Here is a 19,837-nt window from a genome sequence, read left to right on the forward strand (position 1 = left end):
CCACCACCACCCCAGGAGAACCCCATGAACCTCGGCAGCGCGTGGCTGCTCAACTCCACCAACGGCGAGGGCGGTCAGTCCCGCCTCGACACCCGGCTCGCCCCGCTGGGCGCGATGGCCCCGGCCGGCCCGCTGGCCTCCCGGCCCGGCGTGCTGCCCGGCTCGGCCGACGGCCGCGAGGTCATCACCGGGCTCGCCGTCTCCCCCGACGGCACCGGCATGAGCACCCGCGTCCTTCCCGGCCGCGCGGTCGTCCAGGGCGCCGCCGCCGCGGGCGCCTACCCGGTCTACCTCCCCGAGCCCACCAGCATCACCTTCAACGACGGTGACCCCGGCAACCCGCGCGTCGACCTCGTCGTCGTCCGGATCTACGACGACCAGCAGGACGCTTCCGGCAAGACCGGCGCGTTCATCGAGGTCCTGTCCGGCATCCCGGCGGCGAAGCCCGTCGCGCCCCCGGTCCCGCCGGCCTGCCTGGCCCTGGCCGAGGTGACGGTGAAGGCCGGTGCCTCGGCCGGTACCGGCGGCATCGACTGGCGGGGCGGCTCGGTGCGAGACCGCCGGCAGGCGACCGTCGCGGCCGGCGGCATCATCCCCGCCGACCGGGGCGCGGGCTTCGACGGCACGTACCCCGGCCAGTACCGCGACAACGGCACCGGCCTCCAGCGCTGGAACGGCAAGGACTGGCAGGACCTGCGGCCGACCTGGCAGTCGTACGCGCCCAAGTGGGGCGCGGAGATCGGCGATCAGCCCTCCATCGGCAACGGGCAGGTGACCGGCCGGTACCTCAAGGACGGGCCGCAGGTCCAGTTCTACGCCTCCCTCACCATCGACACCACGTCCAAGTTCGCCTCCGCGAACAGCAACTGGTACCTGACGCTGCCCTTCCCCCCGTCCCTCGCCATGCCCGGCAGCTTCCGCGCCCGCACCGGCTCGGGCCCCGGCGCCTACTACTTCGGCGGTTGTTACATCTTCAAGTCCACGCCCAAGGAGATGATCCGGGGGCTGCCCGCCGGCTCGGGTGTGGCCCGCGGCTGGACCTGCCCCGCTCCGGACGGCAAGGCCACCAGCGACTGGGTGGACGCCACCCACCCGGCCGTCCCCCAGCCCGGCTCCTGGTACGAGGTCTGGGGCACCTACGAGGTCGACGCATGACGGGCACGACACCCCAGGCGGACACCACCTACCGCGCCCTCTTCTGCGACCTCCTCACCGATCGCGTCATCGACGCGCTGCCGCTCACGGACGTCGAGTTCGACGACTTCATCGGCAAGTCGGGGCAGCTCCGCGCTACCGTCCCGCTGCCCGACGAGGCCCTCGCCCACCGGGCGCGCGCCGCGCTCCGGACCGGCCGCACCGCGGTCTGGCTGGAGCGCGGCTCCGAGATCTGGTGGGGCGGCATCCTGTGGACCTGCACGGCGGAGGGCGACGAGCGCGGCCGGCTCCGCGTGCAGATCCAGGCGGGCACCTTCGACTCGTACTTCGAGCACCGCATCCTGGCCTCCAGCTACGTCTTCAAGAAGCGCGACCAGTTCCGCATCGTCCGCGAGATCCTCCAGCACGCCCAGGCGCAGCCCGGCGGCGACATCGGGCTCACCTTCGACGACGAACCGTCCAAGGTGGTGCTGGACGAACGCGTCTTCGCCTACACCGACCTGGCGCGGATCCGGGAGATCATCGACGGGCTCGCCGCGCTGGAGAACGGCTTCGAGTGGCGCATCCAGTGCTACCGCCACCCGGAGAACGGTGAGCGCGTCAAACGGCTGCAACTGGGCCAGCCGAAGATCCTCACCGGTGCCGCCGACATCGTCCTCGACCGGCCCGGCCAGTTGCTCACCTACAGCCTGCCGGTCGACTCGACCGTCCAGGCCAACGTGTGGGTGGCCCGCGGCGAGTCCGCCAACCGCGACCAGGCCTCGGACTCCCTCCCCGAGGTGTCCGACCCCCAGGTCGCCGAGGAGCTCGCCGCCGGCTGGCCCCGGCTCGAAGGCACCTCGGACCACAGTGGCGTCTCCGACCGGAAGCTCCTCACCAGTGCGGCCGTCGCAGAGCTGAACCGGGCCCGGCAGCCGCAGGCCATCCCCGAGGCCACCTTCCGGCTGGACGGACGGATCACCCCCGCCCTGATCGGCGGCACGGTCCGGCTGCGCATCCGCGACGGCTGGCACGCGGAGACCCCCGACGAGCGGTACCGCGTCGTCGGGCTGACGGTGACGCCCCCGGACCGCGGCAAGGCCGAGACGGCCAAGCTCTACCTGGAGGCGATGTAAGTGGCAGCGATCCCCCTCGACCTGCTCGACCGCATCCGTTCCCTGGAACGCCAGGTGCGCGCCCTCATGGGCAGCGCCAACACCCGCCCGGCCATGGACCGCGTCAAGGGCGGCAACGTCGTGATCAGCGACGGCGGGCAACTGGCGGTCCGGGACAGCGAGGGCGAGAAGGGCGCCGAACTGCTCTACATCGGCAAAAGCCCCGAGGTGTTCCCCAACCGGCCCGACGGCACCGGCCAGAGCGGCTTCATGCTCCGCCGCGACGACGGCTCGGTGGCGATGGCGGTGCGCACCGACGCGCCCGACATCGAGCCGCGCCAGTCGGTGAAGATCTTCGACGGCCGGAGCAACGCCATCGTCGCGGACGACACCGCCGGCGAGGGCCTTGCCCGGCCCTACCTGGCCTACCCGCTGCCGATGCCGGTGAACACCGGGCGGTGGGAGACCACCGCGTCGACGGAGTGGACGACGCTGCACAGCAGCACCGGCATCGTCCAGCACCCCGCGCTGCGCTGCCTGATCCTCACCACGGAGGGCGGCGAGGCCCGACTGCTCGCGAACGGCGTCCCGGTGGGCCCCGCCGGCACGGGGCTGCTGGAGTTCACGGCGCCCATCGGGTTGCCCTTCGACACCCGCGTCACCTTCGAGGTCCAGGCCCGCGTCACCACGCCCGGCGCGACGGTCGGCTGCTCCCCCCGCGCCCTGTACGGCGTCAAGTCCTAACCCCTTCAGGAGGCACTCCCGTGTTGCCCAACGGCATCCCCACGGTGACCGTCACCGCCCGCTACCTCACCCCGGACGGCCAGCCGCTGAGCGGCACCCTCACCTTCCGGGCCCCGACCCTGCTCACCCACACGGGCAGCGACACCATCCTCGCCGGCCCGATCGTGGCCACCCTGGACGCGGACGGCCGCGCCAAGGCCGTCCTGCCCGCCACCGACACCCCCGGCATGAACCCGGCCAAGTGGACGTACACCGTCGTCGAGCAACTGGCCGGGATACCAGTCAACCGCACCTACGACATCGTCCTCCCGGCCGCGCAGAAGACCGTGGACCTCGCCGACCTCGCGCCCGTCGACCCGGAGGCGCCGCACTACGTCACCGTCCCGGGGCCGCCCGGTCCGGCCGGCGCCCCCGGACCCGCGGGTCCGGCCGGCGCGCCCGGCCTGATCCAGTCCGTCAACGGCAAGACCGCCGCGGCCGTCACCCTGAGCGCGGCCGACGTGCAGGCCGTACCCGCCGCGACGGTCGGGCAGGCGGGCGGGGTCGCCGCCCTGGACGCCTCCGGCAAGGTCCCCACCGCCCAACTGCCGCCGGGCGCGGTCGCGCCCGTCTCCTCGGTCAACGGCAAGAAGGGTCAGGTCGCCCTCGTCGCCTCCGACGTCGGCGCCCTCGACCAGGCGGCGGCGGACCTGCGGTACGTCCAGCAGTCGTCGGCGGTGCTGTCGGTGAACGGCCGGACGGGCGCGGTCAGCCTGGACGCGACGATGCTGGGCGCGGCGGCGGCCGGCGCGGTGGTCGCCCTCACCGGCGACCAGACGGTCTCCGGCACGAAGACGTTCACCAACGTGCCCATGGTGAAGGCGGACCCGACGTCCGCCGATCACCTGGTGCGCAAGAGCTACGTCGATGCTCTTGGGACGCCGGGGACGTGGGGGCCGACGGACCTCGGCTTCAAGGCGTGGACGTTCGACCCGGCGACGGCGTCAATGTCGACGACGATCCCCGCCGACAAGAACCTCGCCGGACCCCAGTACTGCCCGCCGGGCCAGGTGTACCTGATGGGCCTGGTGCTCCGCGCCACCACGGAGATCAACAACATCGCGTTCTACATCCACGGCTACGCCGGCAACACGCTCGGCGCCGCCTCGTACGCGGGCCTCTACGACGCGACGGGCAAGCGGGTGGCGGTGACCCCGTCGCTGAAGGACATCTTCCCGAGGGTCATGGAAGGCACCACCGTCCCGCTCCCGTTGACCGCGCCGTATGTCGCGCAGCCCGGCTGCTACTGGGTGGCATTCGTCCTGAACGGGCCCGACAAGGCGAACAGCGGCCCCGGCTTCGCCGTCGCGGCGAACTACGGCCTCCGCCCCTCCAGCGGCGCCCGCATGCCCGGCGCCTTCGTCCGCCACGCCCGTCTGCCGGTCACAGGCCAGACGTCACTGCCCACGTCGTTCAACCCGTCCACCGTCATCGACGACGCCAACGCCATCTGGGCCGCGGTCGCGTGACCCAGGTTCCCGGCAGACAGGAATCCCCATGACCACCCGTTCCCTTTTCATCGGTGCCATCAAGTCCATTGAGAGCGTCACACGGAACTTCACGTTCACGGCGATGGAGCACCCGCGGAAGTACGAGGTCGCCGTTCCCGAGGGCGGGCTGATCCTCAGCGGCTGGGCCCAGCTGGGAGCCACCGGCCCGGAGGGACAGACCGATCCGAAAGGGCCGGTGACTTCCTTTCTTTCCGCCTCCGGCAACGCGTGGCGATGCGAGATCAACGAAGCCTGGCACCCTGACTTCCCCGGTTTCGACTGGACCGCCGAAGTCACCATCACCGTCACCTACACCGTCCCCGCCTGACCCGCCCCACCCCCAACGCCCGCGCCCCGCACCGCTCTCCGCGGTGCGGGGCGCGGCCGTCCCCGAAGGAGCCCGACCCATGGCAACCCCCCTCACCGCGGACGATCTCCTCTCCGCCCTCCGCGCCGAAGGCGTGACCGTCGCCGAGGAACGCGACTGGCGCACCCACAACCGCAACCACAAAGGCGCCTGGGGCCCGGTCAACGGCATCGTCATCCACCACACCGCGTCCAGCGGCACCCGTGACTCCGTCGACCTCTGCTACGACGGCTACGACGAGCTGCCCGGCCCGCTCTGTCACGGTGTGATCGACAAGGAGGGCACCGTCCACCTCGTCGGCAACGGCCGTACCAACCACGCCGGCCTCGGCGACGGCAGGGTGCTGGACGCCGTCGTCCGGGAGTCCGCGCTGCCCCGCCCGACGGCGATGGACACCGACGGGAACGCCCGCTTCTACGGCTTCGAGTGCGTCAACGAAGGCGACGGCGCGGACCCGTGGCCGGCCGCCCAACTGGACGCCATAGAGCGGGCGGCGGCGGCACTCTGCCGGGCCCACGGCTGGACGGCCGCCTCGGTCATCGGCCACAAGGAGTGGACGAACCAGAAGATCGACCCGCTCGGCTTCACCATGGACGACCTCCGCGCCCGCATCGCGCGACGGCTCGCCGACACGTCCCGGGAGCCGGACCGGCTCGCCCCGTTCCCCGGCACGGACTTCTTCCGCGCGAACCCCGACTCCCCCCTCGTCACGGCCATGGGCCGCCGGCTCGCCGAGGAAGGCTGCTCGGCGTACACCGAGGGCCCCGGCCCCCGCTGGAGCGAGGCCGACCGCCGCTCGTACGCCCGCTGGCAGCGCAAGCTCGGCTACGCCGGCGAGGACGCCGACGGCCTGCCCGGCCCCGCGAGCTGGGCCGCCCTCCGGGTCCCCGCCGTCTGACCCTGCCCACCCCCGTCGAAGGAACGACCATGAGCAGCATCAAGGGCATCGACATCTCGTCCTACCAGTCGTCCGCCTACTCCACCTCCGACCTCGACTTCGTCCTGATCAAGGCCACCGAGGGCCGCTCGTACGTCAACCCGCGCATGCGCGACCAGGCGGCCCGCGCCCGTCGCGCCGGGCTCGTCGTCGGCTTCTACCACTTCCTCCGCCCGGGCGACCTGGACGAGCAGGCCGCGCACTTCGTCGAGGCCTGCGACTCCGTCGAGGGCGACATCCTCGCCGTCGACTGGGAGACGACGGACGGCGGCGTCGCGACCTGCGCCGAGAAGGACGCCTTCCTCCGCAAGGTGAAGGCGCTGCGCCCCGGCCACCGCGTGATCCTCTACTGCAACCGCGACTTCTGGCTGAACCGCGACACCAGCGGGTACGCCGGGGACGGGCTGTGGATCGCCGCCTACGGGACGGCGGCCGGGTCGCCCGGCATCCGGGCGGACTGGCTGATCCACCAGTACACCGACGATCCGGTGGACACGAACGTGGCCCGCTTCGCCTCACGCGACGCGATGCGGGCGTGGGCGGCGGGCGGCGGCACACCCCCGCCCCCGGACCGGCGGCCGGACCGGCAGCCGGCCTACGAACCGTTCCCCGGCGCGGACTTCTTCCGCTCCGGCCCCGACTCCCCCGTCGTCACCGCCATGGGCCGCCGCCTCGTCGCCGAGGGCTGCTCGGCATACGCCGAGGGCCCCGGCCCCCGCTGGAGCGAGGCCGACCGCCGCTCGTACGCCCGCTGGCAGCGCAAGCTCGGCTACGCCGGTGACGACGCGGACGGCTGGCCGGGCAAGGCGAGCTGGGACGCGCTGAAGGTGCCGCGCTCATGACCGACTCCACGAAGCGCACCCTGCGCACCATCCTCCAGACGGCGGTGGCCTTCGCCGTCGCACTCCCCGCGATCGTCGACGCGTCCGGGGTCCCGTCCACCCTCCCCTGGGTCGCCGGCGCACTCGCCGTGGCCGGCGGCCTGGCCCGGGTCATGGCCCTCCCCGCCGTCCAGGCCCTCCTCCCGCGCTGGCTGCGCACGGACGACCGGGGCGGCTCGTGAACCCACCCGCACCACACGCCGACATCGCCCTGGAGCTCGAACGCCTCCGCGGCACCATGGAGGCCGGCTTCGCCCGCGTCGACGGAGCCCTCGCATTGCTCGTCCAGCGCAGCGACCAGACGGACCGGCAGCTCGCCGACCACGAGACGCGGCTCGACGCCCTGGAGAGAAGCCGTTGGCCGCTCACCAGCGTCGCGGTGCTGACGGCGGTCGCCGGGGTGGCCGTCTCCCTCGCGCAGCTCCACTAATCGACAGTGTCGCCGAATCCAGGACGCGAACTGCGGATCTGTCTGACAATCAGTTCGAGATCAGGCGTCCCCCCACACCCACGCGCCGCACCGATCGCATGAAAGGAATCATCATGTTCCGAAGCCAGGGGAGACCCCGCCTGCCGAGCCGCGCCGCGATAGGCACGGCCATGGCACTCGTCACCACCGCCGCCCTCGCCTGCTCTGCGACAGCCGCCGAGAACGACCCCACCGCGGCACCCGTCAACGTCCAGGCCACCTCGTACAACGGCCGGGTATTCCTCTACTGGGACCAGCCGGCGGCCCCCAACCCGGCCGACCACTGGATGGTGTACCGATCCACGAGTGCCGCCCCTCTGGAGCACCCGGGCAGCGAAGCCACACTCGTCCATGAGACCGGTGGCCGGTACTCCGGTGACCTCCCCCCGGAAGCCTCCACCCCCTACTACTACTCGATCTGCACGGTCGCCCTCCGGCACTCCTCCGGCGCCACCTGCTCCGCACCCCTCACGCCCACCGAGGTCAAGCGCAAGCCCGCACAGCCCGACATCCCGTACAACTTCTGGTGCGACGTCGTGGAGGAAGGGATCACCCTGCGCTGGGAGAAGCCTGAGAACGACGACGTGCCCCTCGCCGGCTACGTCGTCTACCGCTGGGACACGGACTCCGCAGCGCACGGCGGCAAGGAGTCCGCGACGCGGCTCAACAGCACGCCGCAAACCGGCCTGGAGTTCACCGACCGCACCGTCTCCAGCACCAAGCCCTACACCTACGCCGTGGCAGCGGTCAGCAAGGACGGCGTCGAGTCGGAGCTGCTGGATTTCGCCCGCACCTGGGCCTGGTAGTACCCGCTGAACGCCGCGAGGCGGCCACCCAAAGGGTGACCGCCTCGCGCGAACCGCAAACCGCTTACTGGTTGTACGGCCCGTAGTCGTAGTCCTCCAGCGGAACCGCCTGACCCGACCCCGTCCCGAAGGGCGAGTAGTCGATGTCGTCGTACCCGACGGCCGAGTACATGGCGGCCTTCGCCTCCTCGGTCGGCTCGACCCGGATGTTCCGGTAGCGGGACAGACCCGTACCGGCCGGGATGAGCTTACCGATGATCACGTTCTCCTTGAGGCCGATGAGCGAGTCGGACTTGGCGTTGATCGCCGCGTCCGTCAGCACTCGGGTCGTCTCCTGGAAGGAGGCGGCCGACAGCCAGGACTCCGTGGCCAGCGAGGCCTTGGTGATACCCATGAGCTGCGGACGGCCGGAGGCCGGGTGGCCGCCTTCCTGGACCACGCGACGGTTCTCCGCCTCGAAGCGCGAGCGCTCCACGAGCTCGCCCGGCAGCAGCTCCGCGTCGCCGGACTCGATGATCGTCACGCGGCGCAGCATCTGCCGGATGATGATCTCGATGTGCTTGTCGTGGATCGACACACCCTGCGAGTTGTAGACCTTCTGGACCTCGCCGACCAGGTGGACCTGGACGGCACGCTGACCCAGAATGCGCAGCACGTCGTGCGGGTTGGTGGCACCCACGGTGAGCTTCTGGCCCACCTCGACGTGGTCGCCCTCGCCGACCAGCAGACGGGCACGCTTCGAGATCGCGTACGCCGTCTCGTCGCTGCCGTCGTCCGGGGTGACGACGATCTTCTTGGTCTTCTCGGTCTCCTCGATCCGCACGCGGCCGGCGGCCTCGGAGATCGGGGCGACACCCTTCGGCGTACGGGCTTCGAAGAGCTCGACGACTCGGGGCAGACCCTGGGTGATGTCGTCACCGGCCACACCACCGGTGTGGAAGGTACGCATCGTCAACTGGGTACCGGGCTCACCGATCGACTGGGCGGCGATGATGCCCGCCGCCTCGCCGATGTCCACCAGCTTGCCGGTCGCCAGCGAGCGGCCGTAGCAGTAGGCACAGGTGCCGACCGCGGACTCACAGGTGAGGACCGAGCGGGTCTTGACCGTCTCGACGCCGTGGGCGACGAGCTGGTCGATGAGCACGTCACCGAGGTCGACGTTGGCCGGCGCGATGACCTTGCCGTCGACGACGACGTCCTCGGCCAGCATGCGGGCGTACACCGAGGTCTCGACGTCGTCGGCCTTGCGCAGCACGCCGTTGGCGTCCTTGGTCGCGATCGTCAGCTTGAGGCCGCGGTCGGTGCCACAGTCCTCCTCGCGGATGATCACGTCCTGGGAGACGTCCACGAGACGACGGGTCAGGTAACCCGAGTCGGCGGTACGGAGGGCGGTGTCCGCGAGACCCTTACGGGCACCGTGGGTGGAGATGAAGTACTCCAGAACCGACAGACCCTCGCGGAAGGACGCCTTGATCGGACGCGGGATGGTCTCGTTCTTCGCGTTCGACACCAGACCACGCATACCGGCGATCTGCCGCATCTGCATCATGTTTCCTCGGGCACCCGAGTCAACCATCATGAAGATGGGGTTCGTCTTGGGGAAGTTCGCGTTCATCGCCTCGGCGACCTCGTTGGTCGCCTTGGTCCAGATCGCGATGAGCTCCTGCGTGCGCTCGTCCTTGGTGATCAGACCGCGCTCGTACTGCTTCTGAACCTTCTCGTCCTGGGCCTCGTAGCCCGCGACGATCTCCTTCTTGGCCTCGGGGACCACGACGTCGGAGATGGCCACGGTGACGCCGGAACGGGTCGCCCAGTGGAAGCCGGCCGCCTTCAGGTTGTCGAGCGTCGCCGCCACGATGACCTTGGGGTAGCGCTCGGCCAGGTCGTTGACGATCTCGGAGAGCTGCTTCTTGCCCACCGAGTAGTCGACGAACGGGTAGTCCTCGGGCAGCAGCTCGTTGAAGAGCGCGCGGCCCAGGGTGGTGCGCAGACGGAACGAGTCCCCCTGCTGCCACTCCGGCTCGCCCTCTTCCGCCACCGGCGGGGTCCAGCCACGCGGCGGGACGGTGCCGATCGGGAAGCGGATGTCGACCTTCGCCTGGAGCGAGAGCTCCCGGGCGTCGAACGCCATGATCGCCTCGGCGACGGACGCGAACGAGCGGCCCTCACCCTTGACCTCGCGCTCCTCTTCGTCCGTGGTGAGGAAGAAGAGGCCGAGCACCATGTCCTGGGTGGGCATGGTGACCGGACGGCCGTCGGCCGGCTTGAGGATGTTGTTCGAGGACAGCATCAGGATGCGGGCCTCGGCCTGCGCCTCCGCGGAGAGCGGCAGGTGGACGGCCATCTGGTCACCGTCGAAGTCCGCGTTGAACGCGGTGCAGACGAGCGGGTGGATCTGGATGGCCTTGCCCTCGACCAACTGCGGCTCGAAGGCCTGGATGCCGAGGCGGTGCAGGGTGGGCGCACGGTTCAGCAGAACCGGGTGCTCGGCGATGACCTCTTCGAGGACGTCGTACACGACCGTGCGGCCGCGCTCGACCATGCGCTTGGCGCTCTTGATGTTCTGCGCGTGGTTCAGGTCGACCAGGCGCTTCATCACGAACGGCTTGAAGAGCTCCAGCGCCATGGCCTTGGGCAGACCACACTGGTGCAGCTTGAGCTGCGGGCCGACGACGATGACGGAACGCGCCGAGTAGTCGACTCGCTTGCCGAGCAGGTTCTGACGGAAGCGACCCTGCTTGCCCTTGAGCATGTCGGACAGCGACTTCAGCGGACGGTTGCCCGGGCCCGTGACCGGGCGACCACGACGGCCGTTGTCGAAGAGCGCGTCGACGGCCTCCTGAAGCATGCGCTTCTCGTTGTTCACGATGATCTCGGGAGCACCGAGGTCAAGGAGTCGCTTGAGGCGGTTGTTGCGGTTGATGACGCGGCGGTACAGGTCGTTCAGGTCGGAGGTCGCGAAGCGGCCACCGTCGAGCTGCACCATCGGACGCAGGTCCGGCGGGATCACCGGGATGCAGTCCAGCACCATGCCGCTGGGGCTGTTGCGGGTCTGCAGGAAGGCGGAGACGACCTTGAGGCGCTTGAGCGCACGGGTCTTCTTCTGGCCCTTGCCGGTACGGATGATCTCGCGGAGGCGCTCGGCCTCCTCGTCCAGGTCGAAGGACTCCAGGCGCTTCTGCAGCGCCGCGGCGCCCATCGCACCCGAGAAGTAGGTGCCGAAGCGGTCGCGCAGCTCGCGGTAGAGCAGCTCGTCGCCCTCGAGGTCCTGGACCTTGAGGTTCTTGAAGCGGTTCCAGACCTCGTCGAGACGGTCGATCTCGCGCTGCGCACGGTCGCGCAACTGCTTCATCTCACGCTCGGCACCCTCGCGCACCTTGCGGCGCACGTCGGCCTTGGCACCCTCGGCCTCGAGCTCGGCCAGGTCGGACTCGAGCTTCTTGGCGCGGGCCTCCAGGTCGGCGTCGCGGCGCTGCTCGATCTGCTGACGCTCGACGGAGACGTGGGCCTCCAGCGAGGGCAGGTCGCGCGTCCGGCGCTCCTCGTCCACCCACGTGATCATGTAGGCGGCGAAGTAGATGACCTTCTCGAGGTCCTTCGGGGCGAGGTCGAGCAGGTAGCCCAGCCGCGACGGAACGCCCTTGAAGTACCAGATGTGGGTGACGGGGGCGGCGAGCTCGATGTGGCCCATCCGCTCACGGCGCACCTTGGCGCGGGTGACCTCGACGCCACAGCGCTCACAGATGATGCCCTTGAAGCGGACACGCTTGTACTTGCCGCAGTAGCACTCCCAGTCCCGGGTGGGGCCGAAGATCTTCTCGCAGAAGAGCCCGTCCTTTTCCGGCTTCAGGGTGCGGTAGTTGATGGTCTCCGGCTTCTTGACCTCGCCGTGGGACCAGGTTCGGATGTCGTCCGCGGTCGCCAGGCCGATCCGCAGCTCGTCGAAGAAGTTGACGTCGAGCACTTTGTCGTCAATCCCTCTTTCAGGGTTCGTGCCCTCTCGCACTAGCGAGGTGTGGGCTCTACATCAGTGGTCTGGGGGTCCAGGGACGACCGGGGCCTCACAGGGAGGCCCCGGTCAGACCCGTCAGACCTCTTCGACGCTGCTCGGCTCGCGCCGGGACAGGTCGATACCGAGCTCCTCCGCCGCGCGGAAGACGTCCTCGTCGGTGTCCCGCATCTCGATGGACATGCCGTCCGAGGACAGCACCTCCACGTTGAGGCAGAGGGACTGCATCTCCTTGATGAGCACCTTGAAGGACTCGGGGATGCCGGGCTCGGGGATGTTCTCGCCCTTGACGATCGCCTCGTAGACCTTCACGCGGCCGGTGACGTCGTCGGACTTGATGGTCAGCAGCTCCTGGAGGGCGTACGCGGCGCCGTATGCCTCCAGCGCCCACACCTCCATCTCACCGAAGCGCTGGCCACCGAACTGAGCCTTACCACCCAGCGGCTGCTGGGTGATCATGGAGTACGGACCGGTCGAACGGGCGTGCAGCTTGTCGTCGACCAGGTGGTGGAGCTTGAGGATGTACATGTACCCGACCGAGATCGGGTCCGGGAACGGCTCGCCGGAGCGGCCGTCGAACAGCCGGGCCTTGCCGGACGGGAGCACCATGCGCTCGCCGTCGCGGTTGGGCACGGTGTGCTCGAACAGGCCGGCCAGCTCGTCCTCGCGGGCACCGTCGAAGACCGGGGTCGCGACGTTGGTGCCCGGAGCGACCTCGTCGGCGCCGATGGCCTTGAGGCGCTCCATCCACTCCTCGCTGCCCTCGACGTTCCAGCCCTGGCTGGCGAGCCAGCCGAGGTGGATCTCGAGGACCTGTCCCGGGTTCATTCGGGACGGGACACCCAGCGGGTTGAGGATGATGTCGACCGGGGTGCCGTCCTCCATGAACGGCATGTCCTCGACCGGCAGGATCTTGGAGATGACGCCCTTGTTGCCGTGACGGCCGGCGAGCTTGTCACCGTCGGTGATCTTGCGCTTCTGGGCGACGTAGACGCGGACCAACTGGTTCACGCCCGGCGGGAGCTCGTCGCCCTCCTCGCGGTCGAAGACGCGGACGCCGATGACCTTGCCGATCTCGCCGTGCGGGACCTTCAGCGAGGTGTCACGGACCTCACGCGCCTTCTCACCGAAGATCGCGCGGAGCAGACGCTCCTCGGGGGTCAGCTCGGTCTCACCCTTCGGGGTGACCTTGCCGACGAGGATGTCGCCGCCGATGACCTCGGCACCGATACGGATGATGCCGCGCTCGTCGAGGTCCGAGAGGACCTCCTCGGAGACGTTCGGGATGTCCCGGGTGATCTCCTCCGGGCCGAGCTTGGTGTCACGGGCGTCGACCTCGTGCTCCTCGATGTGGATCGAGGAGAGGACGTCGTCCTGCACGAGGCGCTGCGACAGGATGATCGCGTCCTCGTAGTTGTGACCCTCCCACGGCATGAACGCCACGAGCAGGTTCTTGCCGAGCGCCATCTCACCGTTCTCGGTGGACGGACCGTCGGCGAGCACCTGGCCGGCGACGACGCGGGCGCCCTCGTCGACGACGACCTTCTGGTTGAAGGACGTGCCCTGGTTCGAGCGGGAGAACTTGGCGACGCGGTACGTGTTGTACGTGCCGTCGTCGTTGGCGACCGTGACGTAGTCCGCGGAGATCTCCTGGACCACGCCGTCCTTCTCGGCCTTGATGACGTCGCCGGCGTCGACCGCGCAGCGGTACTCCATGCCGGTGCCGACCAGCGGCGCCTCCGCCTTGATCAGCGGAACGGCCTGGCGCATCATGTTCGATCCCATGAGCGCGCGGTTGGCGTCGTCGTGCTCGAGGAACGGGATCATCGCGGTCGCGACCGACACCATCTGGCGCGGGGAGACGTCCATGTAGTCGACGTCGTCGCCGGCGATGTAGTCGATCTCGCCGCCACGGCGGCGGACCAGGACTCGGGCCTCGGCGTAGCGCATGTCCTCGGTGAGGGGCGCGTTCGCCTGGGCGATGACGAAGCGGTCCTCTTCGTCGGCGGTCAGGTAGTCGACCTCGTCGGTGACGACACCGTTGACGACCTTGCGGTACGGGGTCTCGACGAAACCGAACGCGTTGACGCGGCCGTAGGACGCGAGCGAGCCGATCAGACCGATGTTCGGGCCTTCGGGCGTCTCGATCGGGCACATGCGGCCGTAGTGCGACGGGTGGACGTCTCGGACCTCGAAGCCGGCCCGCTCACGGGAGAGACCGCCCGGACCCAGCGCCGACAGACGGCGCTTGTGGGTCAGACCCGACAGCGGGTTGGTCTGGTCCATGAACTGCGACAACTGGCTGGTGCCGAAGAACTCCTTGATGGAGGCGACGACCGGCCGGATGTTGATCAGGGTCTGCGGCGTGATCGCCTCGACGTCCTGGGTGGTCATCCGCTCGCGGACGACGCGCTCCATACGAGCCAGGCCGGTACGCACCTGGTTCTGGATGAGCTCGCCGACGTTGCGCAGACGACGGTTGCCGAAGTGGTCGATGTCGTCGGTCTCGACGACGATCGAGGTGCCGTTCTCACCGACGGTCTCGGTCTCACCGGCGTGCAGCTTGACCAGGTACTTGATCGTCGCGATGACGTCGTCGACAGTCAGCACACCAGCGTCGAGCGGGGCGTCGGCGCCCAGCTTCTTGTTGACCTTGTAGCGGCCGACCTTGGCCAGGTCGTAGCGCTTCGGGTTGAAGTAGAGGTTCTCGAGCAGCGTCTGCGCGGCCTCACGCGTGGGCGGCTCGCCCGGGCGCAGCTTGCGGTAGATGTCGAGCAGCGCGTCGTCCTGGCCCTGGGTGTGGTCCTTCTCCAGGGTGGCGCGCATGGACTCGTACTCGCCGAACTCCTCGAGGATCTGCTCGGTGGTCCAGCCGAGAGCCTTGAGCAGCACGGTGACGGACTGCTTGCGCTTGCGGTCGATGCGGACGCCGACCATGTCGCGCTTGTCGACCTCCATCTCCAGCCAGGCACCCCGGGACGGGATGATCTTGGCGGTGAAGATGTCCTTGTCGGACGTCTTGTCGATGGAGGAGTCGAAGTAGACACCGGGGGAACGGACCAACTGCGAGACGACGACACGCTCGGTGCCGTTGATGCAGAAGGTGCCCTTGGGCGTCATGAGCGGGAAGTCGCCCATGAAGACCGTCTGGGACTTGATCTCGCCGGTCTCGTTGTTGGTGAACTCGGCCGTGACGAAGAGCGGGGCCGCGTACGTGAAGTCGCGCTCCTTGCACTCGTCGATCGAGTTCTTCGGGGGCTCGAAACGGTGGTCACGGAACGTCAGCGACATCGACCCGGAGAAGTCCTCGATCGGGGAGATCTCCTCGAAGATCTCCTCCAGACCGGACTTCGTGGGGACGTCCTGACCAGACTCCAGCGCAGCCTCGACGCGAGCCTTCCAGGCGGCGTTGCCGAGCAGCCAGTCGAAGCTCTCGGTCTGCAGCGCAAGGAGGTTCGGAACCTCGAGAGGCTCCTTGATCTTCGCAAATGAGATGCGCAGCGGGGCAGTGCTGGCGCCGTTGTTCGTATTGGCGGTCGAGGCGTTGCGCGAGGCGGCCAAGAGGGGGTCCTTCCGAGGGCTCGGACTCACTACGCGCGTACCGGTCCCACCGCGTGCTTCGCCAGAAAATCCCAGGTCAGAGGGATCTATCGAGGATGCTCGGCAGTGGGCATGCCCCTGGTGACGGGCAGGGAGCAGCTAACAGGCAGCGCAAAGGGTCAGTGTAGCCACTTGGCCCACTGATGTCCAGAGCGGATGTCGCGAGACCGGTGCGATACCAATCTCTCCCTCCGGGATCCTGTTGTCCTCGCCTGCCTGAACCCATCCGGGCCCATGGTGCCTGTCAGAGCCTGCCGAGCCCTTCCGGGCCCGTGGGCCCGCCTGAGCCCGTGCCCGACGCGCCCGGTGCGCCGGGGGCTCCGCCCGCCGGCCGCGCCCGGAAGCGCAGGACGATACTTCCCTGTCCGCCGGCGTTCCATGCCTCGGACGGTGCCTCGAATGGAACTTCGGTCCGAACCGGCCCCCGACCAGCGGCGAACCGGCGGGGTCCGAAAGTCACCGCGTCCCGAGAATTGCGCGCGGCGTCCCGTTCGTCAAGGCCCTTCGGCTCCCGGGCGGTCCCGAACGGCCCCTGAACGGCCGGGAACAGCCACCGCCGAGCCGCTCCCGCGGGGGCAACAAAGATCACCATACTCGCCTCCGGGACGCGGTGTCGCAGCCCTCCCGGGTACGCCGAAGGGCGACCACCCGCATGGGTGATCGCCCTTGGCGTCGAGAGGTACGTCAGACGTACGTCAGAACGGAGTCCAGAGGACCCCGTGAGGTCACTTGACCTCGACGGAGGCGCCGGCGCCCTTGAGGGACTCGGCGGCCTTCTCGGCGGTCTCCTTGTTGACCTTCTCCAGGACCGGCTTCGGGGTGCCGTCGACCAGGTCCTTGGCCTCCTTCAGGCCGAGGGAGGTCAGCTCGCGCACGACCTTGATGACCTGGATCTTCTTGTCGCCGGCACCGGTGAGGATGACGTCGAACTCGTCCTTCTCCTCGACGGCCTCGGCGGCACCGCCGGCGGCACCGCCGGCAACGACGACCGGCGCGGCGGCGGCGGCGGTGACGTCGAACTTCTCCTCGAAGGCGGAGACGAACTCGGCCAGCTCGATGAGGGTCATCTCCTCGAACTGCGCGAGCAGCTCGTCCTTGGTCAGCTTCGCCATGATGGCGGGTCCTTCCACTAAATCGGCAGGTGCCGGATGTACATGTCGGCGGGCGTACGGCCCGCTACGACCGGAGCCGGGTGGCTCCGGTCAATGCGCGAGCCGAATTACTCGGCACCGCCCTGCTCGGCCTGCTTGGCGCGCAGCGCGTCCACGGTGCGGACGAGCTTCGTCGGCAGCGCCTGGAAGAGCGAGGCAGCCTGCGACTGCTTGCCCTTCATGGCACCGGCCAGCTTGCTGAGCAGAACCTCGCGGGACTCGAGGTCCGCAAGCTTCTTGATCTCATCGGCGGTCATCGCCTTGCCATCAAGGACACCGCCCTTGATGATGAGATTCGGGTTTTCCTTGGCGAAGTCACGAAGACCCTTCGCCGACTCCACCGGGTCACCGGTGACGAAGGCGACAGCCGTCGGACCAGCGAAAAGCTCGTCCGCAAGCGTGATCCCGGCCTCTCCAGCCGCGATCTTGGTCAGCGTGTTCTTCACCACGGCGTACTGCGCGTTCTCACCGAGCGAACGGCGCAGCGTCTTGAGCTGCGCCACGGTGAGACCGCGGTACTCGGTCAGCACGGCGGCGTTGGAGCTGCGGAACTTGTCCGTCAGCTCGGCAACCGCGGCGGACTTGTCGGGCCTCGCCATGAGCCTCGGCCTCCTTCCGGGTGAATAGGACCGCATAGGCGCGAGAAGGGACCTGGGCAAAACGAAACGCCCCGGCGCGGGCGCACGGGGCGTGACTCGACCATTCGGACGGAAAGTCCTCGTGGGAGTTCAACCACAGTCACCTGCGCAGGTCGCCCGCAGCTAGCGGATCCTTCGGCCACCACACCTCCGGATGGAGGCGCAGCAACGACCAGCGGTCTTTGGCTTCTGGCCGAGAGTACGTGACCGGGCCACCGTCAAGCAAATCGCGCCAGCGGCGGCCCGGAATCCGGGCCGTGGGGTTCAGGCCCCGGAACCCTTCCCGGCCTCCGCCATCGGGTCCATGACCTCACCGGCCGGCGGCGCCTTGATCTCGACCGGCTTGTTGTAGTCGAGGAACGTGAGGGTCAGGTCCATCGGCCCCTTCCGCGTGGCGGACCGCATCCGGAACTGCTTGGTGTGGTCCTGGCCGTCGATCCACATGTCCATGGCGAACTTGTCGACGCCCAGCTTCTCGAAGCCCTTGAGCTTGGCTTCGCGGCGCTCCTTGGCCTTCGGGTCCTTTTCCTTGGCCAGGGCCTCACGCATCTGGGCCAGAGTGACGGTGCCCTTGTAGTGGGTCGCCCTGACCCCGTCTACGGTCTCCTCGCCGACCTTCTCCAGGTCCTTCGCCGCGCTCAGGGAGGCGGAGTCGTCCATGGGGTTCTGGTTCGCCTGGCCGCTGATGCCGAACGGGTTGTCCGCCCCGCCGGGAGCCTTTCCGGAGAGGCCCGCGGGGAACTTGATCCAGCTCTTGCCGTCCATTTCCGCGGCGGCCTTCGCGCCCCCGTTGAGGTACATCGCGTCGTCGACGAGGCGGAGTTCCATTTCCCCGCTCTCGCCCGGGGCGGCGCTCTTGGCCTTCATCTTCATCTGCATGGCCACCGGCTTCATGCTCATCGAGGCGGTGGCCTCGACGTGCCCGCTCTCGGGCATGTCGCCGCTCATGGTGTAACGCAGCGACGTGATGTCCTCGCCCTTCTTCGCCGCGCGGTCCACCGCCGCCGCGAAGGACGCGTCCACCGGCTTCTGCGCGGACTTTCCGGCCGCCTTGGAGCTGCTCTTGTCAGCATCCTTGGAATCCGAGTCACAGGCGGCCGTACCGCACAGCAGGGCGCCGGCGAGCAGGACGCCGGCGGCCTTCCGGTGCATGGAGTTCATGATCATTTCCTCAATGGGTATCGCGATTTTTTCGCGAAACTTTGCAAACAGCGGTGACACTACAGTCGGCCACCCGGAAAGAAAACGAAAATATGGCCCCCACCCCCTTCGAACGGGGGATGAGGGCCAATTCGTGATCTACGGAGGGCCGTCGGGCCTTACGCTCCGGCGCCACCGGCGCTCGCACCCGAGCGGTCCTTCAGACCCTTCATCATCTCCATGAGGTCGAGGGTCTCGCCGGCGGGCGGCGCCTGGACGTCGGCCTTGGCGCCGTAGTCCTTGTAGTCCGAGGTGATCTTCATCTTGCCCTGCGGGGTCTCCATGCCCACGAGCATCTTGACCGGCAGGTCCTCGTTGTTGAGCCAGAACTCCATGTCGTAGTTCTTGATGCCGGTCTTCTTGATGCTCTCCAGCATCCGCTCACGGTCCTTGGGGTCCATGAGCTTGGTGGACTCGTTGCCCTTCATCACCTCGTCGACGGTGAGGGTGCCCTTGTAGTGCTGGGCCTCGACACCGTTGACCTGCTCCGAACCCAGGTGCTTGAGGTTGGGCGAGTCGAGCAGGACGGCCATCTGCTTGGCCGGGTCCTGGTTCATGTTGTCGCCCATGCTGCCCGCGAGCTGCTTCTGCATGGCCGGGTTGCCCGACTCCTTGGCGGCCGCGGCGATGTCGATCTTCATCCACTTCTTGCCGCGCATTTCGGCGGGAGCGGATTCCATGGCCTTGGCCGGCATCTGCATGTACATCACGTTGTCCAGCATGATCATGCGGGTCGCGCCGGGGCCGTCCTTGCCCTGCATGGGGCCGCCGCTGACCGTCATGTCCATCAAGGCGGGGTTCCAGCCCTGCACGCCGTCCATCACCATGGGCCCGGACGGGGTGTCCGCGCCCTTCATCGCCGCGGTCGGCATTTCCATGGTCATGTGGACCTTGGCCGACTTCGCCGCGCTGGTCTTCTTGAAGGCCGCCTGAAGGGCCTGGACGGGGCTCCGGCCGTCGTTCTTCGCGGCGCTCTTCGACGAGCTCTGCGACGCGCTCTTGTCGTCCTTCTTGTCGTCCGAGTCACACGCGACGGCCCCGACGAGAATCGCCGCGGCGGAAAGCGAGATACCGACACGACGGACCGTGGAATTGGACATATCCCCCACCTTTTTTTGGAGACCTCTTGCACGTTCGTTCGCACGACGATAACGCAGCGGTCCGACAAGAGGACAACAGGAAAGAGGCCGGCCCCCGCACCCGGAACGGATGCGGGGGCCGGCCCCTGGAACACACGCGGTCACACGCGGTGCGAGA

At 68.8% G+C, this 19,837-nt stretch carries 16 protein-coding genes; 10 read left to right on the forward strand and 6 right to left on the reverse strand.

Translation table 11 applies throughout. The annotated features are described in order from the left end of the window. Positions 1-24 precede the first annotated feature (24 nt). The 10 genes from ACZ6X9_RS21070 to ACZ6X9_RS21115 all read left to right on the forward strand — a co-directional run bounded on the left by ACZ6X9_RS21070 (position 25) and on the right by ACZ6X9_RS21115 (position 7,982). A complete protein-coding gene (locus ACZ6X9_RS21070; RefSeq protein ID WP_469779496.1) occupies positions 25-1,155 on the forward strand; it encodes a hypothetical protein in 1,131 nt (376 codons plus the stop codon). Then, positions 1,152-2,270, forward strand: coding sequence for a hypothetical protein (locus tag ACZ6X9_RS21075; protein ID WP_469779497.1), 1,119 nt, complete (start codon positions 1,152-1,154; stop codon positions 2,268-2,270). The genes ACZ6X9_RS21070 and ACZ6X9_RS21075 overlap by 4 nt, the downstream gene beginning before the upstream one ends. After that, entirely contained in the window at positions 2,271-2,993 is a 723-nt protein-coding gene (locus tag ACZ6X9_RS21080) for a hypothetical protein (protein WP_469779498.1), read from the forward strand. Between the two features lie 20 nt (positions 2,994-3,013). Continuing rightward, positions 3,014-4,501 carry a phage tail protein gene (locus ACZ6X9_RS21085; RefSeq protein WP_469779499.1) on the forward strand — a complete coding sequence of 496 codons (1,488 nt, stop codon included), beginning with the start codon at positions 3,014-3,016 and terminating at the stop codon, positions 4,499-4,501. Positions 4,502-4,529: 28 nt separating this feature from the next. Continuing rightward, positions 4,530-4,850 carry a hypothetical protein gene (locus tag ACZ6X9_RS21090; RefSeq protein ID WP_469779500.1) on the forward strand — a complete coding sequence of 107 codons (321 nt, stop codon included), beginning with the start codon at positions 4,530-4,532 and terminating at the stop codon, positions 4,848-4,850. 79 nt (positions 4,851-4,929) lie between these two features. Continuing rightward, a complete protein-coding gene (locus tag ACZ6X9_RS21095) occupies positions 4,930-5,787 on the forward strand; it encodes a peptidoglycan-binding protein (RefSeq protein WP_469779501.1) in 858 nt (285 codons plus the stop codon). Positions 5,788-5,816: 29 nt separating this feature from the next. Continuing rightward, positions 5,817-6,668 carry a peptidoglycan-binding protein gene (locus ACZ6X9_RS21100; RefSeq protein WP_469779502.1) on the forward strand — a complete coding sequence of 284 codons (852 nt, stop codon included), beginning with the start codon at positions 5,817-5,819 and terminating at the stop codon, positions 6,666-6,668. Beyond that, a complete protein-coding gene (locus ACZ6X9_RS21105) occupies positions 6,665-6,889 on the forward strand; it encodes a hypothetical protein (RefSeq protein ID WP_469779503.1) in 225 nt (74 codons plus the stop codon). Before ACZ6X9_RS21100 ends, ACZ6X9_RS21105 begins: the two co-directional genes overlap by 4 nt. A gap of 56 nt (positions 6,890-6,945) precedes the next feature. Continuing rightward, on the forward strand, positions 6,946-7,137 hold the full coding sequence (locus tag ACZ6X9_RS21110) for a hypothetical protein (protein ID WP_469779638.1): 192 nt from the start codon (positions 6,946-6,948) through the stop codon (positions 7,135-7,137). A gap of 113 nt (positions 7,138-7,250) precedes the next feature. After that, complete coding sequence (locus tag ACZ6X9_RS21115; RefSeq protein WP_469779504.1) at positions 7,251-7,982, forward strand: hypothetical protein; 732 nt, start codon at positions 7,251-7,253, stop codon at positions 7,980-7,982. A gap of 64 nt (positions 7,983-8,046) precedes the next feature. On the opposite strand, the gene ACZ6X9_RS21120 is transcribed toward ACZ6X9_RS21115, so the two are convergent. The 6 genes from ACZ6X9_RS21120 to ACZ6X9_RS21145 all read right to left on the reverse strand — a co-directional run bounded on the left by ACZ6X9_RS21120 (position 8,047) and on the right by ACZ6X9_RS21145 (position 19,680). Continuing rightward, positions 8,047-11,946, reverse strand: coding sequence for a DNA-directed RNA polymerase subunit beta' (locus tag ACZ6X9_RS21120; RefSeq protein ID WP_469779505.1), 3,900 nt, complete (start codon positions 11,944-11,946; stop codon positions 8,047-8,049). A gap of 123 nt (positions 11,947-12,069) precedes the next feature. Beyond that, the gene (gene rpoB, locus ACZ6X9_RS21125) at positions 12,070-15,552 is read right to left on the reverse strand and encodes a DNA-directed RNA polymerase subunit beta (RefSeq protein ID WP_469779506.1); all 3,483 of its coding nucleotides are present in this window, start codon (positions 15,550-15,552) and stop codon (positions 12,070-12,072) included. 764 nt (positions 15,553-16,316) lie between these two features. Further along, positions 16,317-16,703, reverse strand: a complete 387-nt coding sequence (gene rplL, locus ACZ6X9_RS21130) for a 50S ribosomal protein L7/L12 (RefSeq protein WP_469779507.1) — start codon at positions 16,701-16,703, stop codon at positions 16,317-16,319. A 107-nt stretch (positions 16,704-16,810) separates the two neighbouring features. Beyond that, the gene (gene rplJ / locus ACZ6X9_RS21135) at positions 16,811-17,341 is read right to left on the reverse strand and encodes a 50S ribosomal protein L10 (RefSeq protein ID WP_049718634.1); all 531 of its coding nucleotides are present in this window, start codon (positions 17,339-17,341) and stop codon (positions 16,811-16,813) included. A 303-nt stretch (positions 17,342-17,644) separates the two neighbouring features. Next, positions 17,645-18,541 (reverse strand): SCO4651 family lipoprotein, encoded by an 897-nt coding sequence (locus tag ACZ6X9_RS21140; protein ID WP_469779508.1) that lies wholly within the window; start codon positions 18,539-18,541, stop codon positions 17,645-17,647. 158 nt (positions 18,542-18,699) lie between these two features. Then, a complete protein-coding gene (locus tag ACZ6X9_RS21145) occupies positions 18,700-19,680 on the reverse strand; it encodes an SCO4651 family lipoprotein (RefSeq protein WP_469779509.1) in 981 nt (326 codons plus the stop codon). Positions 19,681-19,837 lie beyond the last annotated feature (157 nt).

It is taken from the genome of Streptomyces sp. NPDC052910 (assembly GCF_055585605.1).